This window comes from Kineosporia sp. NBRC 101677, from assembly GCF_030269265.1.
Classification (GTDB): Bacteria; Actinomycetota; Actinomycetes; order Actinomycetales; family Kineosporiaceae; genus Kineosporia; species Kineosporia rhizophila.
The window spans coordinates 172,109-193,647 of sequence record NZ_BSTA01000004.1; the positions used below are offsets into that span (position 1 = coordinate 172,109).

The window sequence follows — 21,539 nt, forward strand, 5'->3', positions numbered from 1 at the left end:
TGCGAACGGCCCCAGTGCGAGAGCCAGGGAGATGGCTATGTCGCAAGACAACGCGGCGGCCCCCACCAAGGCCGGCAAGCCCGAGCTGAGCGTGAGCAGGACCGAGCCCGAGAACACCTCCCCGCGAATACCGGCCGGCGTGCTCACCCTGGTCACGGTGGTCCTGGCCTGCGTGGTAGCCATCGCCGAGATCAACCGGCTCACCGGAGCCCTGCGCGACAAGCAGGATCGGGCCGTCTCATTGATGACCTTTGTGGGCCCCAGTCGCTTGTGGACGTGGGAGCCGTCGGGAGACGAGGCGTTCGGGCGACTCGCCGACGGTGCGGCCATCGCGGTGGTGGGTCTGCGCTGGTGGCTGCTGCTGTACGTCGTCCTGCACGTGGTCGCGCTCGGCTGCGCCCTGCTGCTGGCCCGGCGGGCACTGGAGCCCAGTCGAATCACCGGCTGGGTCCTGGTGGCCGCGGCCGGCCTGTGGCTGGTGGTCGACGTCCTGGTGGTCTGGCTCGCTCTGCTGGTCACCCGGACGGAGGCCGAGACCTATAGCGCACCTCTGGCCGAGAGCACTGAATCCTCACTCACCCCGTTCGCAGCCGGGCTGGCCAAGTTCGCCGGGGTCATGGCGTCCATTGGTTGGGTTCTGGCTCTGATTATCGGCTTGCTGCTCGTGCGCCGCCTGACTCAAGAAAGGGCAGACCGAGGACGCCCGCGGCTGGCCAGGCTGCGCAGGGTCGGGCGGGCCGTTTTCATCCAGCGTTTCTCGGTTTTCGTGGTTGCCGTCATCGGCGGGCTCGTCGTTCTGCCGGGCGGGGAGATTCGCGACCAGTTCCCCGATGCAGTGAGGTCTTGGACGGATGGCGAGCTGACCGGCGTCAAGGACGCGGTGGTCGCGGTGCTCGCCCTGGTCGCGTTGTCGGTTGTTGTCTTTCTTACAGGACGGCTGCGGTCCACTTGGGTGTGGAGGCAGCGGGTTTCGCAGGATCAGAGGCCGGCGCCGGATCGCGCGGTCTACCTGTGGTGGCTGGCGGTCGCCGGGGTGGCTCTGGTCGGCGGCCTGGTTGTCGACTTGCTGGGCATGGGTGACGTAGATCTTCGGGTGTTGGGGCTTTTCGTGGCGGCCATTGTTGCGGTGCCGGGGCTTTCCTGGCTCGTCAACCGGTTCAGACCTCAGGCCGGGCCCAGCCTTCCGAAGCAGGACGAGCCTCTGGCTCGAACCGTTTGGATGGTGGGTGACATCGCGGCCGGGGCTTTGCTGGCGATCGGCGGGCTGGGCCTGGTGCGCGCCTACACCGCGCCAACCGTCCTCGGGTTCGGGGTCTGGCCGGCGCTGGCGTTGATCGTAGGCGGCCTTGTGTCTGCGCTCGTCTGGTGGGTCGTTGCGCAGGCCGAGGAAGCGCTCAACCGAGGGGAGGGGCAGACCAAGCATCTGGTCCGACCCGACGTAATGACCGACCTGGGGCCGAAACTGGGAATCGGTCTCGGCGTGGTAGCCGCGCTGGGCCTGATCTTCGTGCTCTTCAAACCCCTCACCGCAGCTTCCTGGCTCGGCGTGATCGGCGCGACCACCACCGTCCTCGGTTTTCTCGTAACCCTGGCCGCCCTCGCTGTCCTGACCGTGCAGCGCAACGATCCACTACCCGTCTTCAGGCTCTTCGGGCTCAAACACACCCCGCTGCTGACCCTGCTCTTCCTCGTGCCCTTCCTGGCCTCCCTGGGCGGAGGCGACGTCGACGTGCACCGTGTTCGAGTGGTGTCCAACGCCGATCAGGCTGAGCTCGCGGTCAGCCAAAGACCGCTACTGGCTGAGGCGTTCGATCAATGGCTACAGCAAGAGGGCGGGTGCGTCGGCGCCAACGATGTGGCCGGGCACCCCGTGCGGCCTCTCGTGCTCGTGGCTGCGGCCGGAGGTGGTATCCGCGCTGCGGTCTGGACGGCCTACGGTGTTGACCGGCTGGCCCAGCACTGCGGCCCGCGGCCGATTTTCTTATCTAGCGGCGTCAGCGGTGGCTCGCTCGGACTTGCGTTGGCGCGGGGCGAGGGCTACACCCAGGCAGCCGAGAAACTGGCCGAACCCGGAGCCCTGACCGCGGCCGTCAACGGTCTGCTCGTGCGCGACCTGCTGGCCAGCACCACCGGCATCCGGGTGAACGACCAAGACGGCACGCCCAACGAAAAATGGCTCGACCGAGCCGGTCTGATGGAACACCGCTGGGAATCCCTGGCCCCGGTGCTGGGCGAGAACTTCTTGGGGTCGACCGGCGATTCCGGCCACCTGCTGCTCAATTCAACCTCGGTCGGCACGGCCTGCCGCATGATCGTCAGTGACCTGAAGCTGACCACCGGCGTCGAGCAGGTGGGCTCGGAGTCGGCCCCGGGCGCCGAACGAGACCCTGACTGCCACGCCCCCGACAGCAGCCTGCCCGCGGGCTCGGTCGACCTTCTGCACCAGTACACGCCCTGCCTGAAAGGCGCCCTGCGCAATGGCACCTCGGCCATGCTGTCGGCGCGCTTCCCCTACGTCACACCCAGCGGGGTGATCGACGGGTGCAACGATCTGACCAAGCAGCAACTGGTAGACGGCGGCTACGCCGAGGGCAGCGGGCTGGGCACTCTCGTGGACCTCGGGCCGGAGCTCATGCGTCTGGTGCGCGCCCACAACCTCGGCGTTCTGAACGGGACCGAGCCGGGCGGGTCGCTGGTGGTGCCGACCGTGGTGTTCCTGCAGAACCACTTCGGCACCGACCTCTCAGCCCCGCCCAGCGGCCTCACGTCCGAGCTGCTCGCCCCGCCCATCGCCGCCCGGGCCAAGGAGGAACTGGCCGGCGACGCAGCCCTGCGGCAACGCACCTACGCCCAGTACGCCGACCCGATCCCCTGCGACCCGGCGGAGTCGTGCGAGTCGGACATCCCACCCCTCGTGGTGGTCGCGCCGGCAACCCAGCCGTCCGTGACCGCACCCCTGGGCTGGACCCTGTCGGAGCGCAGCATCGAGCGCCTCTCGCAGGCCATGGACTTCCAGGTGGGGGCCTGCGCCGGTGGGCTCTGCAACCTCTTCGCCGCGACCAGACGCTGACCCAAGATCACAGCAAGGTGCGCGAGACCCATTCCCCGACCGGCAGCCCGTACACCTCGCCCGCCCCGCCCACACTGCCGATCGACAACACCGAGCCGACCGAGCCCACCGACAGCACCGAGCCGACCGAGAACGCCGAGGCCAGGCTGCCCACGCTGCCCACCGACAAGACGCTGAACATGGACCCGGCCGAGAAGGTGCCGGCGATGGAGGCCCAGCTGAAGGCCGACAGGGCCGACTGCGCAGACGAGAACGACGCGATCGACCGGTAGGAGGAGCCGGGCGACTTCCGTACCGGCTTCGCTGCGGCAGGGGAGCCGTACTGGGGGAGGGCCTGGCCAGAGTCTTCCATGATGATCTCCTCAGTCGTGTCCTTCACAGACCATCATGAGACCCCGGCGCACAGCGGAGGATGGGGATAGCCCCCGGGTCAGTCCTCCTCAGGAAGCACGATCAGCCCGGTGCGCTCCGCGATCGGCAACACCGACTGGATCCGCGCCAGGTCCCACGGCGGCGGCTGCTGACCCGGAATCGGGTCCTCACCGGCGTCGACAAAGAACTCCTCGGGCCCACCCGGGGTGTAGAAGAACAGCATCTTCGTGTTGCTCTTGCTGATGTTCTTGAACCGGTGACGGTGCCCCCGCGGCACGTACACGAAGTCACCGGGCCCAGCCACGAACTTCTGCTCCCCGTCGAGGAACTCCAGCTCGCCCTCAAGCAGGTAGAAGGTCTCGTCCTCGTCGGTGTGGGCGTGCGCCACCGGCCCACCCCCGGGCGGCACGACCGCCTCGATGAACCCCAGCCGCCCGCTGGTCTGACCACGGGTGACCTTCATCGTGTAGCTGTCCCCGGAAACCCACTTGGTCAGCCCCTGCCCGGCCGGCACGTGCAGGGCCCCCACCTTCTCGGTTCCGGGGGCTACATCAGGTACGGAAAAGCTCATCTCTTTCGCCCTCCAGGCTTGCCACAGATCTGCGATGCACCTGAAGACACGGAGGCCGGCGTTCGATGGTTCACCCAGATCCCGCTCGGCCGAGCCTGCGCTCTCGCCACGACGGCCGGGGCTCGGGAAGGCAATCGAGTGAGGTGTACGCCTGGTACACGGCGTACACCTCGAGACTGCGGTGACGGACTGCCGACCGCCAAGACGATGCTGCAGGCGGGATGCTGGGCGGCCTGCAAATGGGATGCTAGGAAGCCTGCAAATGGGATGCTAGCGAGCCTGTAAATGGGATGCTGGGGAGCCTGCAAACGGGATGCTAGCCTGAGAGGCGGTTACCCACTGTGGAGGCGAACGCACTGATGAGTCGAGGCGACCAACGGCCCGAAGCGGGGCGTCTTGCCTGGCCGGACTACCGGCGAAGAGTCATCGATGATGAGTTGGACGAGCTCCTCACAGGGCTACCCGCCATCGCGCTGGACGGAGCCAAGGGTGTGGGAAAGACCAGCACGGCCCGGCAGCGGGCCAACACCCAGTTCCGGTTGGACAACCCCGCGGAGATGACGCTGCTTCGCGCCGACCCTGAGCGCCTCGGCACGGCCGACGCGCCGGTACTCGTCGATGAGTGGCAGCACTGGGCCTCCGTCTGGGACTTCGTTCGTCGGGCAGTGGACGCGAACCCGAGCCCGGGCCGGTTCCTGCTCACGGGCTCAGCCGTGCCCCTTGGGCATCCCGTGCATTCCGGGGCCGGGCGGATCGTGACCCGGCGGATGCGCCCGTTGTCCCTCGCCGAGCGCGATCTGGTCTCGCCGACGGTTTCGCTGAGCAAGATGCTCCAGAGCGATCCTCCGATCGCCATCGATGGGGAGAGCCCGATCGGGCTCGCGGAATACGTGCACGAGATCCTGGCGTCCGGGTTCCCGGCCATCCACCCTCTGAGTCAGAGGGTCCGTAACGCGCTACTGGACGGCTACCTCGACGCGTTGGTGCAGAAAGACTTTCCGCAGCAGGGGCATGACGTCCGCGTTCCGCAGACGTTGAAAACGTGGCTTGCCGCTTATGCGGCAGCGACGTCCTCGACCGCCGCCTACTCGGTCATTCTGGATGCTGCGACACCAGCAGACGCCAGCAAGCCGGCCAAGACAACTACTCAGGCCTATCGAGCGGTGCTAGAGCAACTGTGGCTGCTTGATCCGGTGCCCGGATGGGTTCCGAGTAACAATCCTTTCTCCAGACTGACCCAGCGGCCCAAGCATCACTTGGCTGACACCGCCTTGGCAGCTCGCTTACTGCGCGCCTCCGAGCGGACTCTACTGAGCACGGGCGGGGCACCCGGGGACGTGCTGCCTCGTGATGGAACACTGCTGGGTGCTCTGTTCGAATCTCTCGTCACCCTGTCTGTGAAAACCTATGCGCAGCATGCTCAGGCCGAGACATTTCATCTTCGCACGGCGGGACAGCGCGAGGTCGATCTGATAGTCGAAGGCGAGGATCAGCGGATTGTCGCCTTGGAGGTCAAGCTTGACGGTGAGGTCCAGGCAGAGGACGTGAAACATCTGCATTGGCTTCGCGAGATGATCGGAGACCGTCTGGCGGATGCAGCCGTGATCACGACGGGACGCTTTGCCTACCGTCGACCGGACGGGATAGCCGTTGTCCCCGCTGCCCTTCTCGGGCCCTGACTCGACCGGTCGTCATGGTGTACAACGAAGGCTCGGCCAAGCGGTTGGAGAACCGATGCGACGCACGACCGCCCTGGGCCTGGGGTTGGTTCTTCTGCTTGCCGGTTGCGGCGCCGACAACACCGTCGAGGTGGTCACCGCAGAGGCGTCCCAGCAGGCCGCGACCGACTGCGGCGACCACGAGATCGGCCAGAACGAGCGCCTCAACACTCCCGCCGCCACCTGCCTGCTCGACGCGGTGAAGGCAGACGAGCAGGCCATCCTCAAGATCACCTTCTTGACCACCGAGGGCGATCCGATCAAGCAGGTCTATCGGCATCTGGGCGCGGGCGAGGTGCAGGTGGTCACCGACACGACCGAGGACAAGTTCGGGCCGAACGAGGTCCGCACCGAGACCTGCACGGGCCTGGTGCGGTCGTCGTTCGCCTTCACCTTCAGCGCCTGCACCTAGGTCGTGTCCTGCACCTAGACGCAGAGCACCGACGGCCACCGGGGAAGAGTGGCCGTCGGTGACGCTGGTTCAGCGGTGGGCCTTCAACCACTTGCTCACGTCGTTGACGACCTTGCGGTCGGGCTCACCGAATTCGGGGGTGAACTTGGGCGTGGTGTTCATGGTGTGGGCCATGCCCGGGTAGATCACGATCTTGTGGTCCTTGTTGCCGGCCTTGGCCACGGCGGCGTCGGCGGCCAGGGCGGCGCGGGCCGGGGTCTGCAGGTCGTTCTCGCCGTTGAGCATCAGGACCGGGCCGGAGTACTTGGGCAGGGCCTCGGAGACGGTGGGGAAGCGGCTGAGGTCGTTGATGTAGTCGACCAGGGGCTTGTCGAAGCCGGGCACGTTCGGGTAGCTGCCGATGCCCGTGACCTTGCGCAGCACCGCGCCCGCCTCGGCGTCGATCGAGACCTTGCCGTCGCGGTTCTTGTCGGTGCTGGCCAGCACCTTGCCCTTGCCGTCGAGCAGGATCGGCCGGAACTGCTCGGCCACCTCCTTGGGCTGGCCGACCAGGCCGTCCTTGGCCTCGCGGGCGGTGAGCTGGCCGTCGGCGTTCACGTCGAACTCGTCGTGCAGCTGCAGCAGCAGGCGCCCGAAGATCTGCAGCGTGAGCAGCTGCTTCAGCTCCAGCCCGACCACGCCCATCTCGACCACACCGGCGGGCTTGGGGATGTCGTAGCGCTTGGGGTCGGCGGCCAGGTTGGCGGCCACGTTGGTGCCTTCGCTGTGGCCGAGCAGGAAGATCTTGGACGCGTCGACCTTGGGTGACTTGGCAGCGAACCGGATCGCGGCGGCCGCGTCCTTCTGGATCCGGGTGTAGGGGTTCTTGGGGTTCAGCTGGGCCGGGTCCTTGGTCTCCACCGGCCCGACGCCGGTCACGCCGCGCTTGTTGAACCGCAGGGTGGCGAACCCTTCGCGGCTGGCGGCCTGGGCGAGCGGCACGAAGGTGGAGCCCTTGCCGTCGGGCAGGGTCTGATTCATGTCGTTGTGGCCGCTGCCGTGCAGCATCACCACCACCGGCAGCTTGCCCTGCGCACCCTTCGGATAGGTCAGCTCGCCCTCTGTCACCCAGCCCTGACCGAAGTCGATCCGGACCTTTTCGCGCACGATGCCCTGCCAGCCGTCGGATTCGGCGTTGGCACCCGTCGGCTGGGCGGTCGCCGAGGCCGGCAGGGCCGCAGAAGCGGCGAGCGCCCCACTGGAGGCGAGCACCGCGGCAGCGCCGACGGCGACGGTCACTTTCCGGAACTTCTGCGTCGTTGTCATGCCCTGAACGCTATTTTCGACGGGCCGAGTGGAACGATCCCGGCATCTACCCACTATTGGTATAGCTGGCTGTACCGTCACCAGGTTCGGAGCGTGCGCCATGAGTCGTCGTGAACAGTTCGTCCGTGCGGCCGTAGAGCGAGGTCACAGCCCCAGCGAGGCCGAATCTTTCACGCGGTTCCTGCGGTTCGCGATCGGTACGAATGGACGGGTGAACGGCCCCGTTGTCGGGCGGAACGGGGGCCTGCCAAGCCTGCCGGTGGGCCTGGAATGGCCGCGTTCCGAGTACGGGCCGCTGCCGTTCGTCGTTTCGTACGACTGTGCGGCCCTGCCCCAGGTCGAGGGTCTGCCCATACCGCCGACCGGCACGATGCTGTTCTTCCTGCACCACGAAGACGACTACGAGAGCGACGCCAAGGATCAGCAGCACGCGCAGGCCATCTACGTGCCGCTGGGCGCAGAAACCGTCGAGGCGGCCGAGCCCGAGCACGCCGAAAGCATGTTCTCCGACTGGGAACGCAACTTCGTCAGGCCGCAGCGCGAGCTGTACGCCTGGGTGCGCGCCGACCTGCCCGAATGGCTGAGCAGAGACGAGGCCGACCTGTCCGCGTTCCAGCGGGAATTGGTGCAAGACCTGCCGCACCGCCAAGACCTCTGCGCCCTGGCCCAAGAGCTGTGGCCGGCCGGCGAAGACTGCGACTGCCAGCTGGGCGGCTACTCCATGCACATCTCCGAGCTGAGCACCCCGCACCTGTACGAGACACCCGAGGTGGCGATGGCCCGCGAAAAGGTAGAGGTGAGTACCGGTGAGAGCGCGAAAGACCATCTTCTGGAGCAGGAGACGCACCGGGTGATGGGGGAGTGGCTGCCGCTAGCCCAGTTCCAGATCGACGAGGTCTACATCGGGCGCTTCCTGATCCGCCCCGACGACCTGGCCGTCGGCCGCCTGGAAGGCGTGATCACCTGCACCGAGTTCACCGAGTGAAGTCTCCCCGCGCACGACGATGCCCGCCCACCAAAGGTGGGCGGGCATCGTCCTCAAATTTGCCGTAGAACCTCAGCTCACCAGCTCAGGTTCGCGATCCGCGGGCCGGTTCTTCGTCAGCTCGTGCCCCTCCACGTCCACGTTCGGCACGATCCGGTCCAGCCAGCGCGGCAGCCGCCAGGCGCGCTCACCCAGAAGCTTCATCACCGCCGGCACCAGGGTCAGCCGCACCACGAAGGCGTCGATCAGCACCCCGAAGCCCAGGGCGAAGGCGATCGGCATGATGTTCGGGTCGTGCGAGAACAGGAAGCTGACGAACACCGCGATCATGATTGCGGCCGCGGCCACCACCACCCGCCCGGCGCTGCGGCCCCCGGCCACGATCGCTGCGTCGGCGTCGCGGTGACGGGCGTAGTGCTCACGCATGGCCGAGACGAGGAAGACTTCGTAGTCCATGGCCAGGCCGAACAGCACCGCCATGATGATGATCGGCACGAAGCTGGCCACCGGTCCCTCGGAAGGCACACCCAGCGGCCCGGCCAGCCAACCCCACTGGAACACCGCCACCATCGCGCCGAACGCTGCGGCGACCGAGAGCAGGAAGCCGGACGTGGCCTTGAGCGGGATGGTCCAGGAGCGGAAGGCGATCATCAGCAGCAGGAGCGACAGCCCGACCACCACGATCGTGAAGGGCAGCAGAGCGCCGTTGAGCTTGTCGTTCACGTCGATGCTGACCGCGGTCAGGCCGGTGACCGCCGCGTAGTCGCCGGTCTGAGCACTGATCGGTTCTAGGGTTGAGCGCAGCTCCGCGACCAGGGCGTTGGTCTCGCTGTCACGGGGACCGGTCTCGGGGATGATGCCGACCATCGCGGCCTGCTCGTCGGGCGCCATCTGTACCGGGCTCACTCCGGCCACCCCGGGAACCTGCTCAACAGCCGCGGCCACGCTCTCAGCGGTGGTCTGGATCTGAGCCGGGGAGTCGCCCTCGACCAGGATGGCCAGCGGGCCGTTGGCGCCCGGCCCGAATGCGTCGGAAATGAGGTCGTAGGCCTTGCGGGGCTCGGAAGACGCTGCCGCCGAACCGTTGTCGTTCAGAGCCAGCTCCAGCTGGGCGGCCGGCACAGCAACAACACCCAAGCCAAGGACGACTGCCAGCACGACAGTGCGGGGGTAGCGGGTTACGGCGCTCACCCAGCGAACCGACCAGGTCCGAGCCTCGGAGTTCAGTTCACGGCGGGCAGCGCGGGAATTCGGCTTCGGGCGCATCTTCTCGCCGGCCAGCGCCATCAGCGCCGGCAGCATGGTCAGGGCCAGCAGCACCGCGACAGCCACCGCACCGGCCGAGGCCAGACCCATCGAGGTCAGCATCGGCACCCCGGCCACCACGAGCCCGGACAGGGCGATGATGACGGTCAGCCCAGCGAACACCACCGCGCTACCAGCCGTCGCCGTGGCCATCGCCACCGACTCGGCCACGCTCATACCCCGGGCCAGCTGGCCCCGGTGCCGCGAAAGAATCAGCAGCGCATAGTCAATGCCCACCGCCAGGCCCAGCATGATCGACAGCGTCAGCGCGTTCTGGTTGACCGAGAACTGGTTGGCCACCAGCAGCGTGGCCCCCACCGTGCCGCCCACGCCCAACACTGCAGTCAGCAGCGGGATCCCGGCGGCAACCATCGAGCCGAAGGTGATGAGCATGACCAGCAGAGCCACGCCGATACCAATGACCTCGGTAGGCCCGAACGGTGCGTGCTCCTCCTCAAAGGCGTCACCTCCGAACAGAACCAGGCCCCCGGCGTCTTCAAATTGGCGGTTGTAGTCGGCCCCCGCCGCACGCACCGCCTCCTGCAGGGCCGGCTCGACCTCTTCGCCGGCCGGAACGTCCAGGCTCAGCGACGTGACCGCAACCCGACCGTCTTCGGAGACCTCCGGAGACGGGTCACCCACCTCAACGACCTTCTCGGCCCCCTGAAGCCGCTCCACGGTGGCCTGGATCTGCTGAGCAACCGCATCGTCCGTGATCTTGGCCCCCAACGGAGCCTGGAAGACCACGTCTCCGCTGATCCCGCCGTCTTCCGGGAAGTGCCGGTCCATCTTCTCCAGGGCAGCCTGGGCGGGGGAGCCCGGGATCGAGCTGCCGGACTCGAACGAACCGGGGAAGCTGAGGGCCAACCCCAGCACCACCAGCACCGATGTCAGGGACAGGCTCAGGAAGGTGAGCCGGCGGCGAGCTGCCAGGGCACCCACCCGGTAGAGGAACGTAGCCACAGAATTGCCTTCCAGACGGGCCGTTTTGCTGACACGTCCAATCTGGTGGAGCAGGTTGACGCCATCCCTGCTGCGAGCGTGACGGGTTCCTGAGGGGTTGTGGGGTAATCGTCAAGATCGCTCGCAACGCACTTCTACAAAACAGCCCACTTCTACAAAACGCCGTTGTATATTTCGATCGTGCATGTTGAGGAACTGGCCTCGCTGGTGTCTGACCTTCGTCAGGAGGGCAGTGACACCCCTGAAGTCGAGGTCAAGCGGGCCGCGGGTGGGTTCCCAGACAGCGTGCTGCCTACAGTGTCCGCCTTCGCGAACACGCCCGGTGGGGGAACGATCGTCTTCGGGCTGGACGAGAGGTCAGGCTTTGCTGCTGTCGGCGTGTACGACGCCGCCGCATGCAAGGCAACCCTGGCGACCAAGGCCCGCCAGGCTCTCGATCCGCCGGTCACCTTCGAGGCCTGGGATCTGACTTTCGAAGGCGTCGCCGTCCTGGTCGTGAAAATCCACGAACAGCCGGCCCACGGCAAGCCCTGCCGGGTTCTCTCGTCTGGAAAGGCCTACCTGCGTTCCTACGATGGGGACTACGAACTGTCACAGGTTGAGGAACAGGCCTTCGTTGCGAATCGCAGTACCCCCGTCTTCGATCAGCAACCTGTGCCGGGAACCACCACGGCCGACCTGCGCGCCGACCTGCTGGCCTCCTACTTGACGTCGTGTCGCGCTTCCTCTACCGCGCTGGGGGCGATGTCTGACGAGCAGATCCTCTATCGCACCGGCGTCACGACGGGCACTGATCGCGTACTCAGCCTTGCCGGTCTTCTCGCGCTGGGAACCTATCCGCAGCAACATGTTCCGAACTGTGTGATTCAGGCATCTGTGGCGCCCCGCAGCAGTGATCCGGCAGGCACCCGCGCCGCCGATGTGCGCCGCTTTGACGGCCCGCTGCCGTTGATGCTGGACGAGGCATTGCGATGGGTACAGCGCAACACTCGCACCAGGGTCCGGTTCGGCATCGACGGACAGGCCCGGGACGAACCCGAGTTCCCGGTCGAGGCTGTTCGAGAGTTGCTTTCCAACGCGCTGATACACCGCGATGTCGGGCCGTATGCCCTAACTCAGGCCATCACTCTGCGGCTGGATGAGCGACAGTTGATCTTGTCCAATCCTGGCGGCCTGTGGGGTATTACTGTCGATCGACTCGGCAAGAGCGGTGTCACGTCAGCCCGTAACGGCCACCTGTTGAGAATCTGCCAGAACGTGCGCAGCCAGGAGGGCAACCGTGTCGTGGAAGCTCTCGCGTCCGGTATCCCGGCCGTCCTGGAAAGTTTGCGCAATGCAGGAATGGTGCCGCCCCGGTTCCACGATCAAGGCATCAGTTTCACTGTCGCAGTCCCCAACCATGCGCTGCTAGCGGCCGACGACCTGACTTGGCTGGCCGCTCTTCCGGCCGCCGCGTCGCTCAGCGACCGCCAACGGCACGCACTGGTCGCCATGCGGCACGGTCAAACCTGGACGAACCAGACGTTCCGTGAGACCTTCCCCATGGATTCACGCGAAGCCCGGACCGAACTTGCCGGGCTCGTCGAAGCAGGTGTTGCAACAGCTGAAGGGGAGCGCGGCCAGCGCATCTACCGACTTCCAGATGCGCTGACTGGCCAACAAGACGCGGGTTCCCGCACCACGTCGCCGCTGACCTCGTCGACACACGAGCCACACGTCGCTCCTCGGACGCAGCCACAACCGACAATCGTCAACAACACCGGTGCAGGGCGCCGTATCCATTGGGAAACCATCAAGCGGCAACTGCAGACGGGCGAAAAGTCGGCGTCCGAATTGGTAATCGCCACCGGATTGACGGCCAGGCAGGTTCAGTACGCGCTTCAGCAGATGCGTGAGGCCGGTCTGGTCGTCCTGGTCGGCAGCCAAGGGCGCCGCGAAAGTCGTTACCGGGCGATCCCATAGCCCTCGAACCCGCTGTCCTCATCGCAGAAAGCTGGCCTGGCGCGTTACTACAGGCGCTGGTCGTCTGCGGCAGGGCCAAAGCCCGGTCAAGAACGGCGGTTGCGGCTTGTGCGGGTGACCCACGCGATCAGGGTCGCGTTCACCACGGCGCTGAGGGCGACGACGCCGGCGAAGGCTGCGACGTTGCCGCTCTCGCCCAGGTCCGGCAGGGCCATGGTGGCGGGCAGCGACCAGGGCAGGGTGACGAAGAGGGCCCAGACCCCCGCCAGGTTGGCGTCCGGAGCGGTGTGGGTGGCTTGGGAGACGGCGACGAACAGGCCGGTCGCGGCGACCGCGGCCAGGTAGACCTGGGCCGGTCGGCTACTGGCGATGAGCTGGAGCGGGTTCGTGCTGCCGTGGTTGCCGTTGCTGCTCGCGTTCGTCATGGCTTCTGTGCTCCTGGGCTGAGAAGGGGTGTTTCTCGGTGAGCACGAAACTAGGCGGGCAGGCGGGCAAGTGCGTCCGTCCGAAGTCGCAGGATGGGGGTGCGCCAAAGGATGACCCCGGGCCCGCTGCTCAAGCCGATGCGGATCTTCGCCGATGGGCAGAGCTCACCTGTTGGCGATCAAGGAGGAGCTCCAATGGCGAAGAAGAAGGACAGCAAGGACAAGAAGGGCAAGAACAAGAAGTCCGGCAAGAAGAAGAAGTAGCAGCCGGGCTCGACGGATGGTCGCGGCCTGGATCGGCTCACGTCCGTCAGGGCCGTGACCACCCGACTAAGCATGCTTACTCAGCTGCCGCGCCGCGCCCTAAGGTGGCGGCATCGCTCTGGCCCGACCAGGTCGCCAAGCTGAGCTACCACGACCCGGAGACCTACGGGCTCGACCCGACCAAGCTGCCGCCAGAGGCCCTGGCCCGCATGGCCGGCAACCGCCAGACCCTGATGGCCTACGCCCCCGAGATGACCGACCCCACCCTGGCCGGCCGGCTCGCCCGCGTCACGGCACCGACCCTGGTGCTCTGGGGCGAGGCCGACCAGATCGCAAATCCCAATTATGGACGGGTGTTTGCGGCTGCGATCCCCGGCGCGCGTTTCGCTCTGATCACCGAGGCGGGACACCTCCCGCAGATCGAGAGGCCGCGCGAGCTCATCGAGAGCATCTGGTCATTCCTCGAAGAGGTGGGGGACTAGTCGAAGGGGCAGGGTTTGTCTGACGGAGCGCACACCGAAAGCCCCTGCGTGAGCGTCAGACTTCCTGAACGACGACCCTCCTTGTATGCCATCGTCACCGTGTCGTACTTCCGAGCTCCTTCTTTCAGCGCCCGGTACTGGACCAGCACCGACACTCTGACGCCAGGCGCCAGTTCGTAACCGGCCAACGGCGAGCGCTTGGCCTCAGGGATGACCTTCTCTCCGGCGCCGGCGGACATGCCAATCGTCGTCTCGCCTTTCAGAGACTCGGTGGGTACGACCTGCAGGCGCTGGACCTCGATCGGGTCCTGTACCTGACTGGTGTCCTGGTCGGGATTCAGCGTCAAGTCTTCCAGCACGATCGGCGAGTCCCCGGTGTTCCAGACGAGCAGCATGCCCCACGTCGCAACATCATCTACGTCCATGGTCAAGCCGGTGATCGTCTCGGTCGTCGGGCCGGCCAGCGCATCGGAGGCGCGGATCGCGAGGACGTACACCATCACGGATGCCACGACCGCCGTGGCGGCGACCGCTGAAACCATCAAGGCGAACAGTCTGCGCCGGCCGATCCCTCGTGCGTGTGTCACGGGCCGGAGTATCCACCGGTGGCTCCAAGCAGCTCAGTCCGGATCGTTCGGGTTCAGCAGGCGGGTGATGGCTGCCCGATCGGAGCCCTCGGCTGCCGGAACGCTCGAAACGCAATTCGCTCATTCGACGCTGCTCCCGAGCCTGGGTCTCAAAGTGTGGTTTGTCCGACCTTACGTGATCATGATTCGGTGGCCGATCCCGACCTGGCAGTCGTAGCCCGCCGACGCCAAAAGCGCTTCTTCGTAATAGCTTCGCCGCTGTTCGTTCTTCTGGTCCCGGCAATGGCCCTGGTGAGCTTCGCTTCAACCAGGTCTATGGACGATCTGCCAGCCGGGAGCTGGATCATCCTGGCTGCTTCGGCCGTCCCTGCGCTGCTCGTCGTGGGTGCGCTGCTCTGGGCTCGCCGATGGGGTGCGCGGGCGGTGCAGCCGCCGCTTTCTTGGGGGCTGAGCTGGACCGAGCGCTGGCGGATCTCGAAGGCCATCCGGACCAATCAGCCGGTGGGCGAGCATCTTGAGGTCGCCCGTGACATGGCTCATCGGTCGGTCAGCAGTCGGTGGGTGGCCTACGTGCTCGGCCCGATCGGGGTAACTCTCCTGCCGCTGCGGTTCCTGATCGACGACGGGGAGGGTGCGGGCGGATTCCCGGCCTACGCTGCCCCGGTCATTGCAATCGCCCTGGCTCCCAATATCTGGCTCGAGGCCAAGCGGGCGCAGCGCTGGCTCGACGAGCACGGCCAGGGGGAGACGGCGTGACGCGCCTTGTGTACCCGAAGCCGGAACCGGACCGCCGTTGGTCTGCCTGGTGGTGGGCGGTGGCCGCGGTGGCCGCGGTGGTGTGGGTGGTGATGGCGGTCTGGGTTGTCGGCTGGGGGAGGGCGGTCATGCTGGCCGCGATCGGGATGTTCTGCAGCTGGTACGACCAGCGAGTGCAGACTGTCGTCACAGCGGAGGAGATCGCGGTCAAGGGATGGTTTCGCAACTGGACGCTGCCGGTGGGCGACCTCATCGAGGTTCAGACGCGCGATCTGGCGGGCGACCCGGTGTACGCGGTTACCCGCGCCGGTCGTCGCAGGCAGTTGGCGAAGGTGAAGCCCGAGCACCTCTCTGAGATCGGCGCCTTGACCGGCCTGCCTGTGCGCGACTACACAGACAAGGCCTGAGCCTGCCCAGGGGCTTGCTTCGGGCTGGCTGTTGGACGCCGAGGAGGGGCAAGAAGTGAAGCGCTGGGCGATTGTCCTGTTGGTCTGTGGCATCGCGGGTGCGGTCACCAACGAGTGGGCGTTTCGGCAGTTTCCGGAGACCTGGGGTGGGCCCAATATTGGCGGCGGTGCTCTCCAGATCTGTTTCTACGCAATGATTCTTGGTGGGGTCGTGCTGCTTGCTCGGGTCGCCCTCTCGAAGCGGAGCTGAGCGGTCGGACAGTTTTCTGCTCGCCGGTAGCGCAAGAATCGTCAAGTTTGGGCGCCGCTGGGTTGGTACGGTCACAGGGTGTCGCCGCGCACTCGCGAACTGTTGCACCTCCTGGCCGTCGTCAACGCGCGGCTGAGTGAGGACGTCTCGCTGGGCACCTTGGCGGGGTGGGCCCACCGGTCGCGGTTCGACCTGCATCGGCGGCTGCGGCAGCTGACCGGTGAGACGCCGAAGGCGTACGCGATGCGGGTGCGGCTGGCTCGGGCCGCGGGGGAGCTGGTGGCTTCCGGTCGTCCTGTGTCGGTGATTGCCGCTCGGCATGGGTTCCGTAGCCATGAGGTGTTCAGCCGGGCCTTCACGCGTCACTTTGGGCGCAGCCCGCGGAGTTACCGCGTGCGGGGGTTGCATGTGGATGTTCCGGGTGCGGCTGCCGTGCACGCCTTGGCGGCCGGCTCGGCGGCGCCGTGTCTTGGCCTTTACCGCGTAAGTCTTACCGAGAGGAAAGCTGCTGTGTCTCTTGATGTATCGGTCCGTGAACTGCCGACCATCCATGCGCTGATGATGCGCCGGCGGGTCACGCGCGACGAGATCGCGACCGCGCTGGGGGAGATTCTGCCCACCGTGTTCGAGTTTGTTCAGCGAGAGGGGCTGGCGATCGCCGGCCCGCCGTTCGCTCGCTATCCGGAGATGGGCATGGGGTCGCTCGTCATCGAGGGTGGGATCACGATCGTCGAGCCCGCATCGGTCGAGCTGCCCGAGGGGGTCGAGGCGATCGAGATCCCGGCTGGGCGGGCGGCGACGGCCATTCATCGGGGGCCGTACGAGACCCTGCAGGAGTCGTATCAGGGGATTGAGAAGTGGATGCGAGAGCAGGGTTTGAGCGCGGCGGGTGCGCCGTGGGAGACGTACTTGACTGACCCGGGGGAGCAGCCGGACCCGGCTCTGTGGGAGACGGAGATCGTTCAGCCTGTGCGGTGACAGGCCGTCGTGGGGACAGGCGTCTGTGGGAGTCTCGCGAAAGAGACTCCCACAGACGTGAGCGACTTGTCGGGATGAGCCCGTCAGTCGAGGACGCTGGTCACCTGGAACTTTGAGCCGGTGGAAAGCACAGCTCGGGGGGTGCCGTCGGCATCGATGATCTGGAGCTCGCCGTTGGCGTCCTGCTTCACGCCGGCCGCGTCCTTGACGATCGGGCCGGACTGCCACTCTCCCGGTAGAAGGAGGTACTCGGCCTCCGACCTGGCCACGATCCTTTGGCACCCGCCCTTCGCCTTGAACTCCTCGCAGTTCAGGACCAGGCCGTCGACGTCATAGTTCTCGCGGTCGATTCGGCACAGGACGGTGTCGTGGTTGGGGTCGTCCGAGGTGTTGTTGCCGCAGTACACCGCGTCGGGCGTCACCGTGAACCAGGTGGATGCGGTGCTGAGGGGTTCCCTCCTGTTGATGCTCACGGTCTCGGACACACTCACTCCACCGGCCTGCGGAAAGGCTCGCAGGATGCGGCTGCCGTCCTGCGACAACAACAGCAGTTCGCTGTACTCGCTCAGGTCGCAGAGGTCGTAGATCGGAATGGCCCGGTCCTGGGGCAGGCAACCCTCCTCGTCGACGGCCGGCGCTTCCTGAAAGACCGGGCTGCTGAGCACCCAGAGGCCCTCCGGGGTGCTCACCGCCGGAGCAATGATCTTGCCGACCCGCTGCTTCAGCGGCAGGTCGGCCACCACTGCGTAGACGTCGTCGCGCAGGTAGTCATTCCGGGCCTGGCTGGGTCCCTCGACCTCGGGGATCTGCAGCGTCGGGGTGGGGGAGGCCGGCGCCGACTCGTTCTGGGCCTTGCCCAGGATGCCGGTGCCCAGGAGCACGGCCAGGACAGCGACGGCGGCGAGGGCTGGGACCAGAACCTTGTAGGCCCGCATCCTTGGTGACCTTTCTGATCGAGGCGCGACGGACGTCCTTTGTTCTAGTGATTCGTGGGTGCGGGCGTGCCGTTCGTGCAGGGCGGCACGAATCCGGTCGTCCAGGTCGCTGTCGTTCATCGGGAGTCCTCCTCGCTCAGGATCGTGGCCAGTCGGGTGCGCGCTCGGAACAGGTGGGCCTTGGCGGTGCCCTCTGCGCAGCCCAGGATCTCTGCGACGTCCTTGACGCTGCGGTCTTCCAGTTAGACCAGCACCACCACGGCCCGCTGCTGCTTGGGCAACTGGCGGATCGCGGCCATCACCCGGTCCAGCTCCTCAGGTCCGGAGCGGATCACCGGGGGCGGTGGCCCCAGCCGCAGCAGTGCAGCCGCCTCGGCCCGGGCCCGGCGCAGCCGCTTGGAGGCCATATTGATCGTCACCCTTCGCAGCCAGGCACCGGGCCACTCGTACTGCCGGACGGTGTCCCAGTTCTGCTCAGCCTTCAGCAGGGCCTCCTGGGCCACGTCCTCGGCCATCGCCGAGCTGTTCGAGACCAGGGCGGCCAGCGTGACCATCCGGGGGAACTCCTGACGGTAGAACTCCTCGAAACTCAGAGCCGTCTCTCTCCCCTTGAGGGCGCCTGCGGGCATCTGGGCAATCCTTCCCCTTGTGCGTGGGTCATGCCCGTACAAGGCCGCGGGGTGGGGGGAGAGGTTTACCGGGTTGGGGCATGAGGTTCGACGAGCACGGTCGGGCCGAGACTGTTCGGAGCGTCTGGTCTACCCGGAGCTGCGCGCGGGGATGGGCTTGCCGAGCATCGTGCAGATCGCGGCATCCACCAGCGCAGCTTCTGCGGCGCCGGCCTTCGGGTCGGCCTGCAGCCCGAAGTGGGTCGTGTTCAGCACCGACACTGTGCGCTTGCCGACCTTGTCCGTGTAGTTGTAGCTGCGGTAGCCGGGCAGCGATCCCTCGTGGCCCCAGACGGTGCCGCACGAGCTGTGCACTTCTTCCAGCCCCAGCCCGTAGCGGGACGTGCCGCTGCCGTCGTCCACAGTGGTGCGCATCTGGTTGAGCTGAGCCTGGGGCAGCAACCGGCCGGACAGCAGGGCCCGATCGAACGTGGCCCAGTCTTTCGCGGTGGAGACCATCGAGCCGGCCGCCCAGTTCCAGTTCGGGTTGATCGCGGTGACATCGACCCGCTTCCCCCGGGCCGGACCGACGAACCCGAACCCTTCCGGCACCTCAACGCCCAAGTGCTCGATCAGCGGCGCCAGATGAGCTGCATCCGGCTCATACCCGTGAGCCAGCTGCGAATCCTGCTTCTCAGTGGAAGTATTGGCTGGCATGTAGGTGTCTTTCAGCCCCAGAGGCTTGACGATCCGCTGCTGGATCAAGCTGGGCAGAGAGCGCCCGCTCACCTTCTCCAGAATCAGGCCAAGGGCGATGTACCCGGTGTTGCTGTACGAGTAGCCCTCGCCCGGGGCGAAGTGCACCGGGTGGCTGGTCGCCACAGCGATCAGCTCCAGCGGGGCGGGGTAGACATCGGACTGCCCAGTCATCACCGTTAGCGACTGGGGGTCCCAGGCATAGTCGAACAGGCCGCTGGTGTGGTTTAGCAACATCCGCAGCGTCATGTTCTCGCCGTTGGGAATGACGCCGGGCAGCCACTTCTCGACCGAGTCGTCCAGCCCGAGCCGGCGCTCGGCGACCATCTGCAGAACCAGCGTGGCGGTGACAGTCTTGGTGTTGGAGGCCATCCGGAAGCGGTCGTCCGCCGCCAGCTTGTGGTCATTGACGCTCCAGCGCGCCTGCCGGCTGATGGTCAGCGGCTTCCCCCTACCAGTGTCCACCCGCACGATGCTGCTAGGAACACCAGCTGCCACAGCCTGATCCATTACCGAGGCCAGCTTCGGCTTCGTCTCCGCTGAGGCCGAGCGCACGCTCGTCTAGGACGCGAAGGCCGCACCCGCTCCCGTCGCAGCAGTCAGGCACGTTGCCAGAGCGACTGCCGTGAACGTTGCCCGCCGCACACCCGACGCCAGATTCTTCTTGCCCGCCACGATGAACTCCCCTGTTCGAGCTGCGACCCGTGTCGCAGCGACGTGAACGACATTAGGAGTGGCGCCGGGACGCTCACGTCACTCCAGGAGGAGTCGGTTTGTAACTCTTGCGAGGGACGCGCAGACTTATGGCTGCGCCAGGAAGTACCCTGACGAAGAACGCGGTCGAGCAACGAAATGGCCGTTGACCTGCGCAAAGACCCCACCGCGGTCGCCTGGGACCCAGATTGTGCGTGGTCCATGCCCGTACAAGGCCGCGCGGTGGGGCGAGGTTCATCGTTGTCCATGCCGTGAGACTGAGACGCCAGCTACGCAAGTTGCTGGGATGGCCCGAACTGCCCGCCTCTTGACCCCTACGTTCGCCCCAAGACTCACGAGTTCAGCCAGTTCCCGGGCTCTCACCCTGCGACGCTGCGGTCTTCGGGATCACGCAGCGCCGTGGGGTTCCGTCATGACCGTTGCCGGATGCTCGATCGGGAGTTCTGTGTCTGACCGTTTGTTCACCTCCGAGTCCGTCACCGAGGGGCACCCCGACAAGATCTGTGACCAGATCAGTGACGCGGTCCTGGATGCTTTGCTGGAGCAGGACCCCACCTCCCGTGTCGCGGTCGAGACCATGGTCACCACCGGCCTGGTCCATGTTGCCGGTGAGGTGACCACCAAGGCCTACGCCGACATTCCCTCGATCGTGCGTAAGACGATCCTGGACATTGGTTACGACTCCTCCACGAAGGGCTTCGACGGCAACTCCTGCGGCGTCGAGGTCTCGATCGGTGCGCAGTCGCCGGACATCGCCCAGGGTGTGGACACGGCCTACGAGGCGCGGGTCGAGGCTGGCGCGGATCCGCTGGATCTGCAGGGTGCGGGCGATCAGGGCCTGATGTTCGGTTACGCGAACGACGACACTCCTGAGTTGCTGCCGTTGCCGATCTGGCTGGCGCACCGTCTGGCCGAGCGCCTGACCGAGGTCCGCAAGTCCGGCGAGGTGCCGTACCTGCGCCCGGACGGTAAGACCCAGGTCACCATTGCCTACGACGGCGACAAGGCCGTGCGCCTCGACACCGTGGTCGTGTCTTCGCAGCACGCTGCGGACGTCAGCCTGGAGAACCTGCTGCTGCCGGACGTGGTCAACCACGTGATCAAGCCGGTGCTGGAGCGCGTGTCGATCGACACGTCCGACTACCGGCTGCTAGTGAACCCGACCGGGCGGTTCGAGGTCGGTGGCCCGATGGGTGACGCCGGCCTGACCGGGCGGAAGATCATCGTGGACACCTACGGTGGTTTCGCCCGCCACGGTGGTGGCGCGTTCTCCGGCAAGGACCCCTCAAAGGTCGACCGTTCCGCCGCGTATGCGATGCGCTGGGTCGCCAAGAACGTCGTGGCAGCGGGTCTGGCCAAGCGGTGCGAGGTCCAGGTCGCCTACGCGATCGGTAAGGCCCAGTCGGTCGGTCTGTACGTGGAGACCTTCGGTACCGAGACGGTCCCGACCTACAAGATCACCGAGGCGATCCGGGAGGTCTTCGACTTGCGTCCCGCCGCGATCATCCGTGATCTGGACCTGCTGAAGCCGAAGTACCACCAGACCGCGGCCTACGGTCACTTCGGCCGCGACCTGCCGGGCATGACCTGGGAGCAGACCAACCGCGTCGACGCCCTGCGCTCAGCTGTGCGGCCTCATAACTTGGAGATCGTTCTGGGTGAGCGTGCGACTGCCCTCCGGCAGTGAGCACGGCGTACAGCCAACGCTGAATTC

General features: G+C 66.5%; 22 protein-coding genes. 13 read left to right on the forward strand and 9 right to left on the reverse strand.

From position 1 onward, the window contains the following. The first annotated feature begins 37 nt into the window (after positions 1 to 37). Both QSK18_RS13465 and QSK18_RS13470 read left to right on the forward strand, forming a co-directional pair. Positions 38 to 3,070: a hypothetical protein gene (locus QSK18_RS13465; protein WP_285619232.1), complete on the forward strand. Its 3,033-nt coding sequence runs from the start codon at positions 38 to 40 to the stop codon at positions 3,068 to 3,070. 17 nt (positions 3,071 to 3,087) lie between these two features. Then, on the forward strand, positions 3,088 to 3,342 hold the full coding sequence (locus tag QSK18_RS13470; protein WP_232812341.1) for a hypothetical protein: 255 nt from the start codon (positions 3,088 to 3,090) through the stop codon (positions 3,340 to 3,342). 158 nt (positions 3,343 to 3,500) lie between these two features. Here QSK18_RS13470 and QSK18_RS13475 read toward each other — a convergent pair whose 3' ends face one another. Beyond that, positions 3,501 to 4,013 (reverse strand): cupin domain-containing protein, encoded by a 513-nt coding sequence (locus QSK18_RS13475; protein WP_232812342.1) that lies wholly within the window; start codon positions 4,011 to 4,013, stop codon positions 3,501 to 3,503. A 359-nt stretch (positions 4,014 to 4,372) separates the two neighbouring features. On the opposite strand from QSK18_RS13475, the gene QSK18_RS13480 reads away from it, so the two are divergent. Further along, positions 4,373 to 5,692, forward strand: a complete 1,320-nt coding sequence (locus QSK18_RS13480; protein WP_285620040.1) for an ATP-binding protein — start codon at positions 4,373 to 4,375, stop codon at positions 5,690 to 5,692. 55 nt (positions 5,693 to 5,747) lie between these two features. Beyond that, positions 5,748 to 6,143 carry a DUF4362 domain-containing protein gene (locus QSK18_RS13485; RefSeq protein WP_285619235.1) on the forward strand — a complete coding sequence of 132 codons (396 nt, stop codon included), beginning with the start codon at positions 5,748 to 5,750 and terminating at the stop codon, positions 6,141 to 6,143. Positions 6,144 to 6,212: 69 nt separating this feature from the next. Here QSK18_RS13485 and QSK18_RS13490 read toward each other — a convergent pair whose 3' ends face one another. Then, positions 6,213 to 7,448 (reverse strand): alpha/beta fold hydrolase, encoded by a 1,236-nt coding sequence (locus tag QSK18_RS13490; protein WP_285619237.1) that lies wholly within the window; start codon positions 7,446 to 7,448, stop codon positions 6,213 to 6,215. Between the two features lie 211 nt (positions 7,449 to 7,659). Between QSK18_RS13490 and QSK18_RS13495 the strand changes: the two genes are divergently transcribed. Next, the gene (locus QSK18_RS13495) at positions 7,660 to 8,433 is read left to right on the forward strand and encodes a DUF1963 domain-containing protein (protein ID WP_285619238.1); all 774 of its coding nucleotides are present in this window, start codon (positions 7,660 to 7,662) and stop codon (positions 8,431 to 8,433) included. Between the two features lie 72 nt (positions 8,434 to 8,505). Here QSK18_RS13495 and QSK18_RS13500 read toward each other — a convergent pair whose 3' ends face one another. Further along, positions 8,506 to 10,701, reverse strand: coding sequence for an MMPL family transporter (locus QSK18_RS13500; protein WP_285619240.1), 2,196 nt, complete (start codon positions 10,699 to 10,701; stop codon positions 8,506 to 8,508). A 165-nt stretch (positions 10,702 to 10,866) separates the two neighbouring features. On the opposite strand from QSK18_RS13500, the gene QSK18_RS13505 reads away from it, so the two are divergent. After that, the gene (locus tag QSK18_RS13505) at positions 10,867 to 12,663 is read left to right on the forward strand and encodes an RNA-binding domain-containing protein (protein ID WP_269810503.1); all 1,797 of its coding nucleotides are present in this window, start codon (positions 10,867 to 10,869) and stop codon (positions 12,661 to 12,663) included. An 86-nt stretch (positions 12,664 to 12,749) separates the two neighbouring features. On the opposite strand, the gene QSK18_RS13510 is transcribed toward QSK18_RS13505, so the two are convergent. Then, entirely contained in the window at positions 12,750 to 13,088 is a 339-nt protein-coding gene (locus tag QSK18_RS13510; RefSeq protein WP_285619244.1) for an SCO4225 family membrane protein, read from the reverse strand. Positions 13,089 to 13,187: 99 nt separating this feature from the next. Here QSK18_RS13510 and QSK18_RS13515 point away from each other — a divergent pair, with 99 nt between their 5' ends. Both QSK18_RS13515 and QSK18_RS13520 read left to right on the forward strand, forming a co-directional pair. Further along, positions 13,188 to 13,352, forward strand: a complete 165-nt coding sequence (locus QSK18_RS13515) for a hypothetical protein (protein WP_285619245.1) — start codon at positions 13,188 to 13,190, stop codon at positions 13,350 to 13,352. Positions 13,353 to 13,456: 104 nt separating this feature from the next. Next, entirely contained in the window at positions 13,457 to 13,834 is a 378-nt protein-coding gene (locus tag QSK18_RS13520) for an alpha/beta fold hydrolase (protein WP_232812351.1), read from the forward strand. Here QSK18_RS13520 and QSK18_RS13525 read toward each other — a convergent pair. Continuing rightward, positions 13,831 to 14,421, reverse strand: a complete 591-nt coding sequence (locus tag QSK18_RS13525) for a hypothetical protein (RefSeq protein WP_285619248.1) — start codon at positions 14,419 to 14,421, stop codon at positions 13,831 to 13,833. The two genes, QSK18_RS13520 and QSK18_RS13525, sit on opposite strands and share 4 nt — an antisense overlap. Before the next feature lie 189 nt (positions 14,422 to 14,610). Between QSK18_RS13525 and QSK18_RS13530 the strand changes: the two genes are divergently transcribed. The 4 genes from QSK18_RS13530 to QSK18_RS13545 all read left to right on the forward strand — a co-directional run bounded on the left by QSK18_RS13530 (position 14,611) and on the right by QSK18_RS13545 (position 16,812). Further along, a complete protein-coding gene (locus QSK18_RS13530; RefSeq protein WP_285619250.1) occupies positions 14,611 to 15,177 on the forward strand; it encodes a hypothetical protein in 567 nt (188 codons plus the stop codon). Next, a complete protein-coding gene (locus tag QSK18_RS13535) occupies positions 15,174 to 15,584 on the forward strand; it encodes a hypothetical protein (RefSeq protein WP_285619252.1) in 411 nt (136 codons plus the stop codon). Before QSK18_RS13530 ends, QSK18_RS13535 begins: the two co-directional genes overlap by 4 nt. Positions 15,585 to 15,615: 31 nt before the next feature. Then, on the forward strand, positions 15,616 to 15,834 hold the full coding sequence (locus tag QSK18_RS13540) for a hypothetical protein (protein ID WP_285619254.1): 219 nt from the start codon (positions 15,616 to 15,618) through the stop codon (positions 15,832 to 15,834). Positions 15,835 to 15,912: 78 nt separating this feature from the next. Continuing rightward, entirely contained in the window at positions 15,913 to 16,812 is a 900-nt protein-coding gene (locus QSK18_RS13545; protein ID WP_285619256.1) for a helix-turn-helix domain-containing protein, read from the forward strand. Between the two features lie 83 nt (positions 16,813 to 16,895). On the opposite strand, the gene QSK18_RS13550 is transcribed toward QSK18_RS13545, so the two are convergent. The 4 genes from QSK18_RS13550 to QSK18_RS13560 all read right to left on the reverse strand — a co-directional run bounded on the left by QSK18_RS13550 (position 16,896) and on the right by QSK18_RS13560 (position 19,576). Next, entirely contained in the window at positions 16,896 to 17,867 is a 972-nt protein-coding gene (locus QSK18_RS13550) for a hypothetical protein (protein ID WP_285619258.1), read from the reverse strand. Then, complete coding sequence (locus QSK18_RS35935; RefSeq protein WP_352396551.1) at positions 17,864 to 17,989, reverse strand: sigma factor-like helix-turn-helix DNA-binding protein; 126 nt, start codon at positions 17,987 to 17,989, stop codon at positions 17,864 to 17,866. The genes QSK18_RS13550 and QSK18_RS35935 overlap by 4 nt, the downstream gene beginning before the upstream one ends. Beyond that, entirely contained in the window at positions 17,990 to 18,376 is a 387-nt protein-coding gene (locus QSK18_RS13555; protein ID WP_285619260.1) for a sigma factor, read from the reverse strand. A 129-nt stretch (positions 18,377 to 18,505) separates the two neighbouring features. Beyond that, positions 18,506 to 19,576: a serine hydrolase domain-containing protein gene (locus QSK18_RS13560; protein WP_285619262.1), complete on the reverse strand. Its 1,071-nt coding sequence runs from the start codon at positions 19,574 to 19,576 to the stop codon at positions 18,506 to 18,508. Positions 19,577 to 20,270: 694 nt separating this feature from the next. On the opposite strand from QSK18_RS13560, the gene metK reads away from it, so the two are divergent. Next, on the forward strand, positions 20,271 to 21,512 hold the full coding sequence (gene metK, locus QSK18_RS13565; protein ID WP_285619264.1) for a methionine adenosyltransferase: 1,242 nt from the start codon (positions 20,271 to 20,273) through the stop codon (positions 21,510 to 21,512). The last annotated feature ends 27 nt before the right edge of the window (positions 21,513 to 21,539 follow it).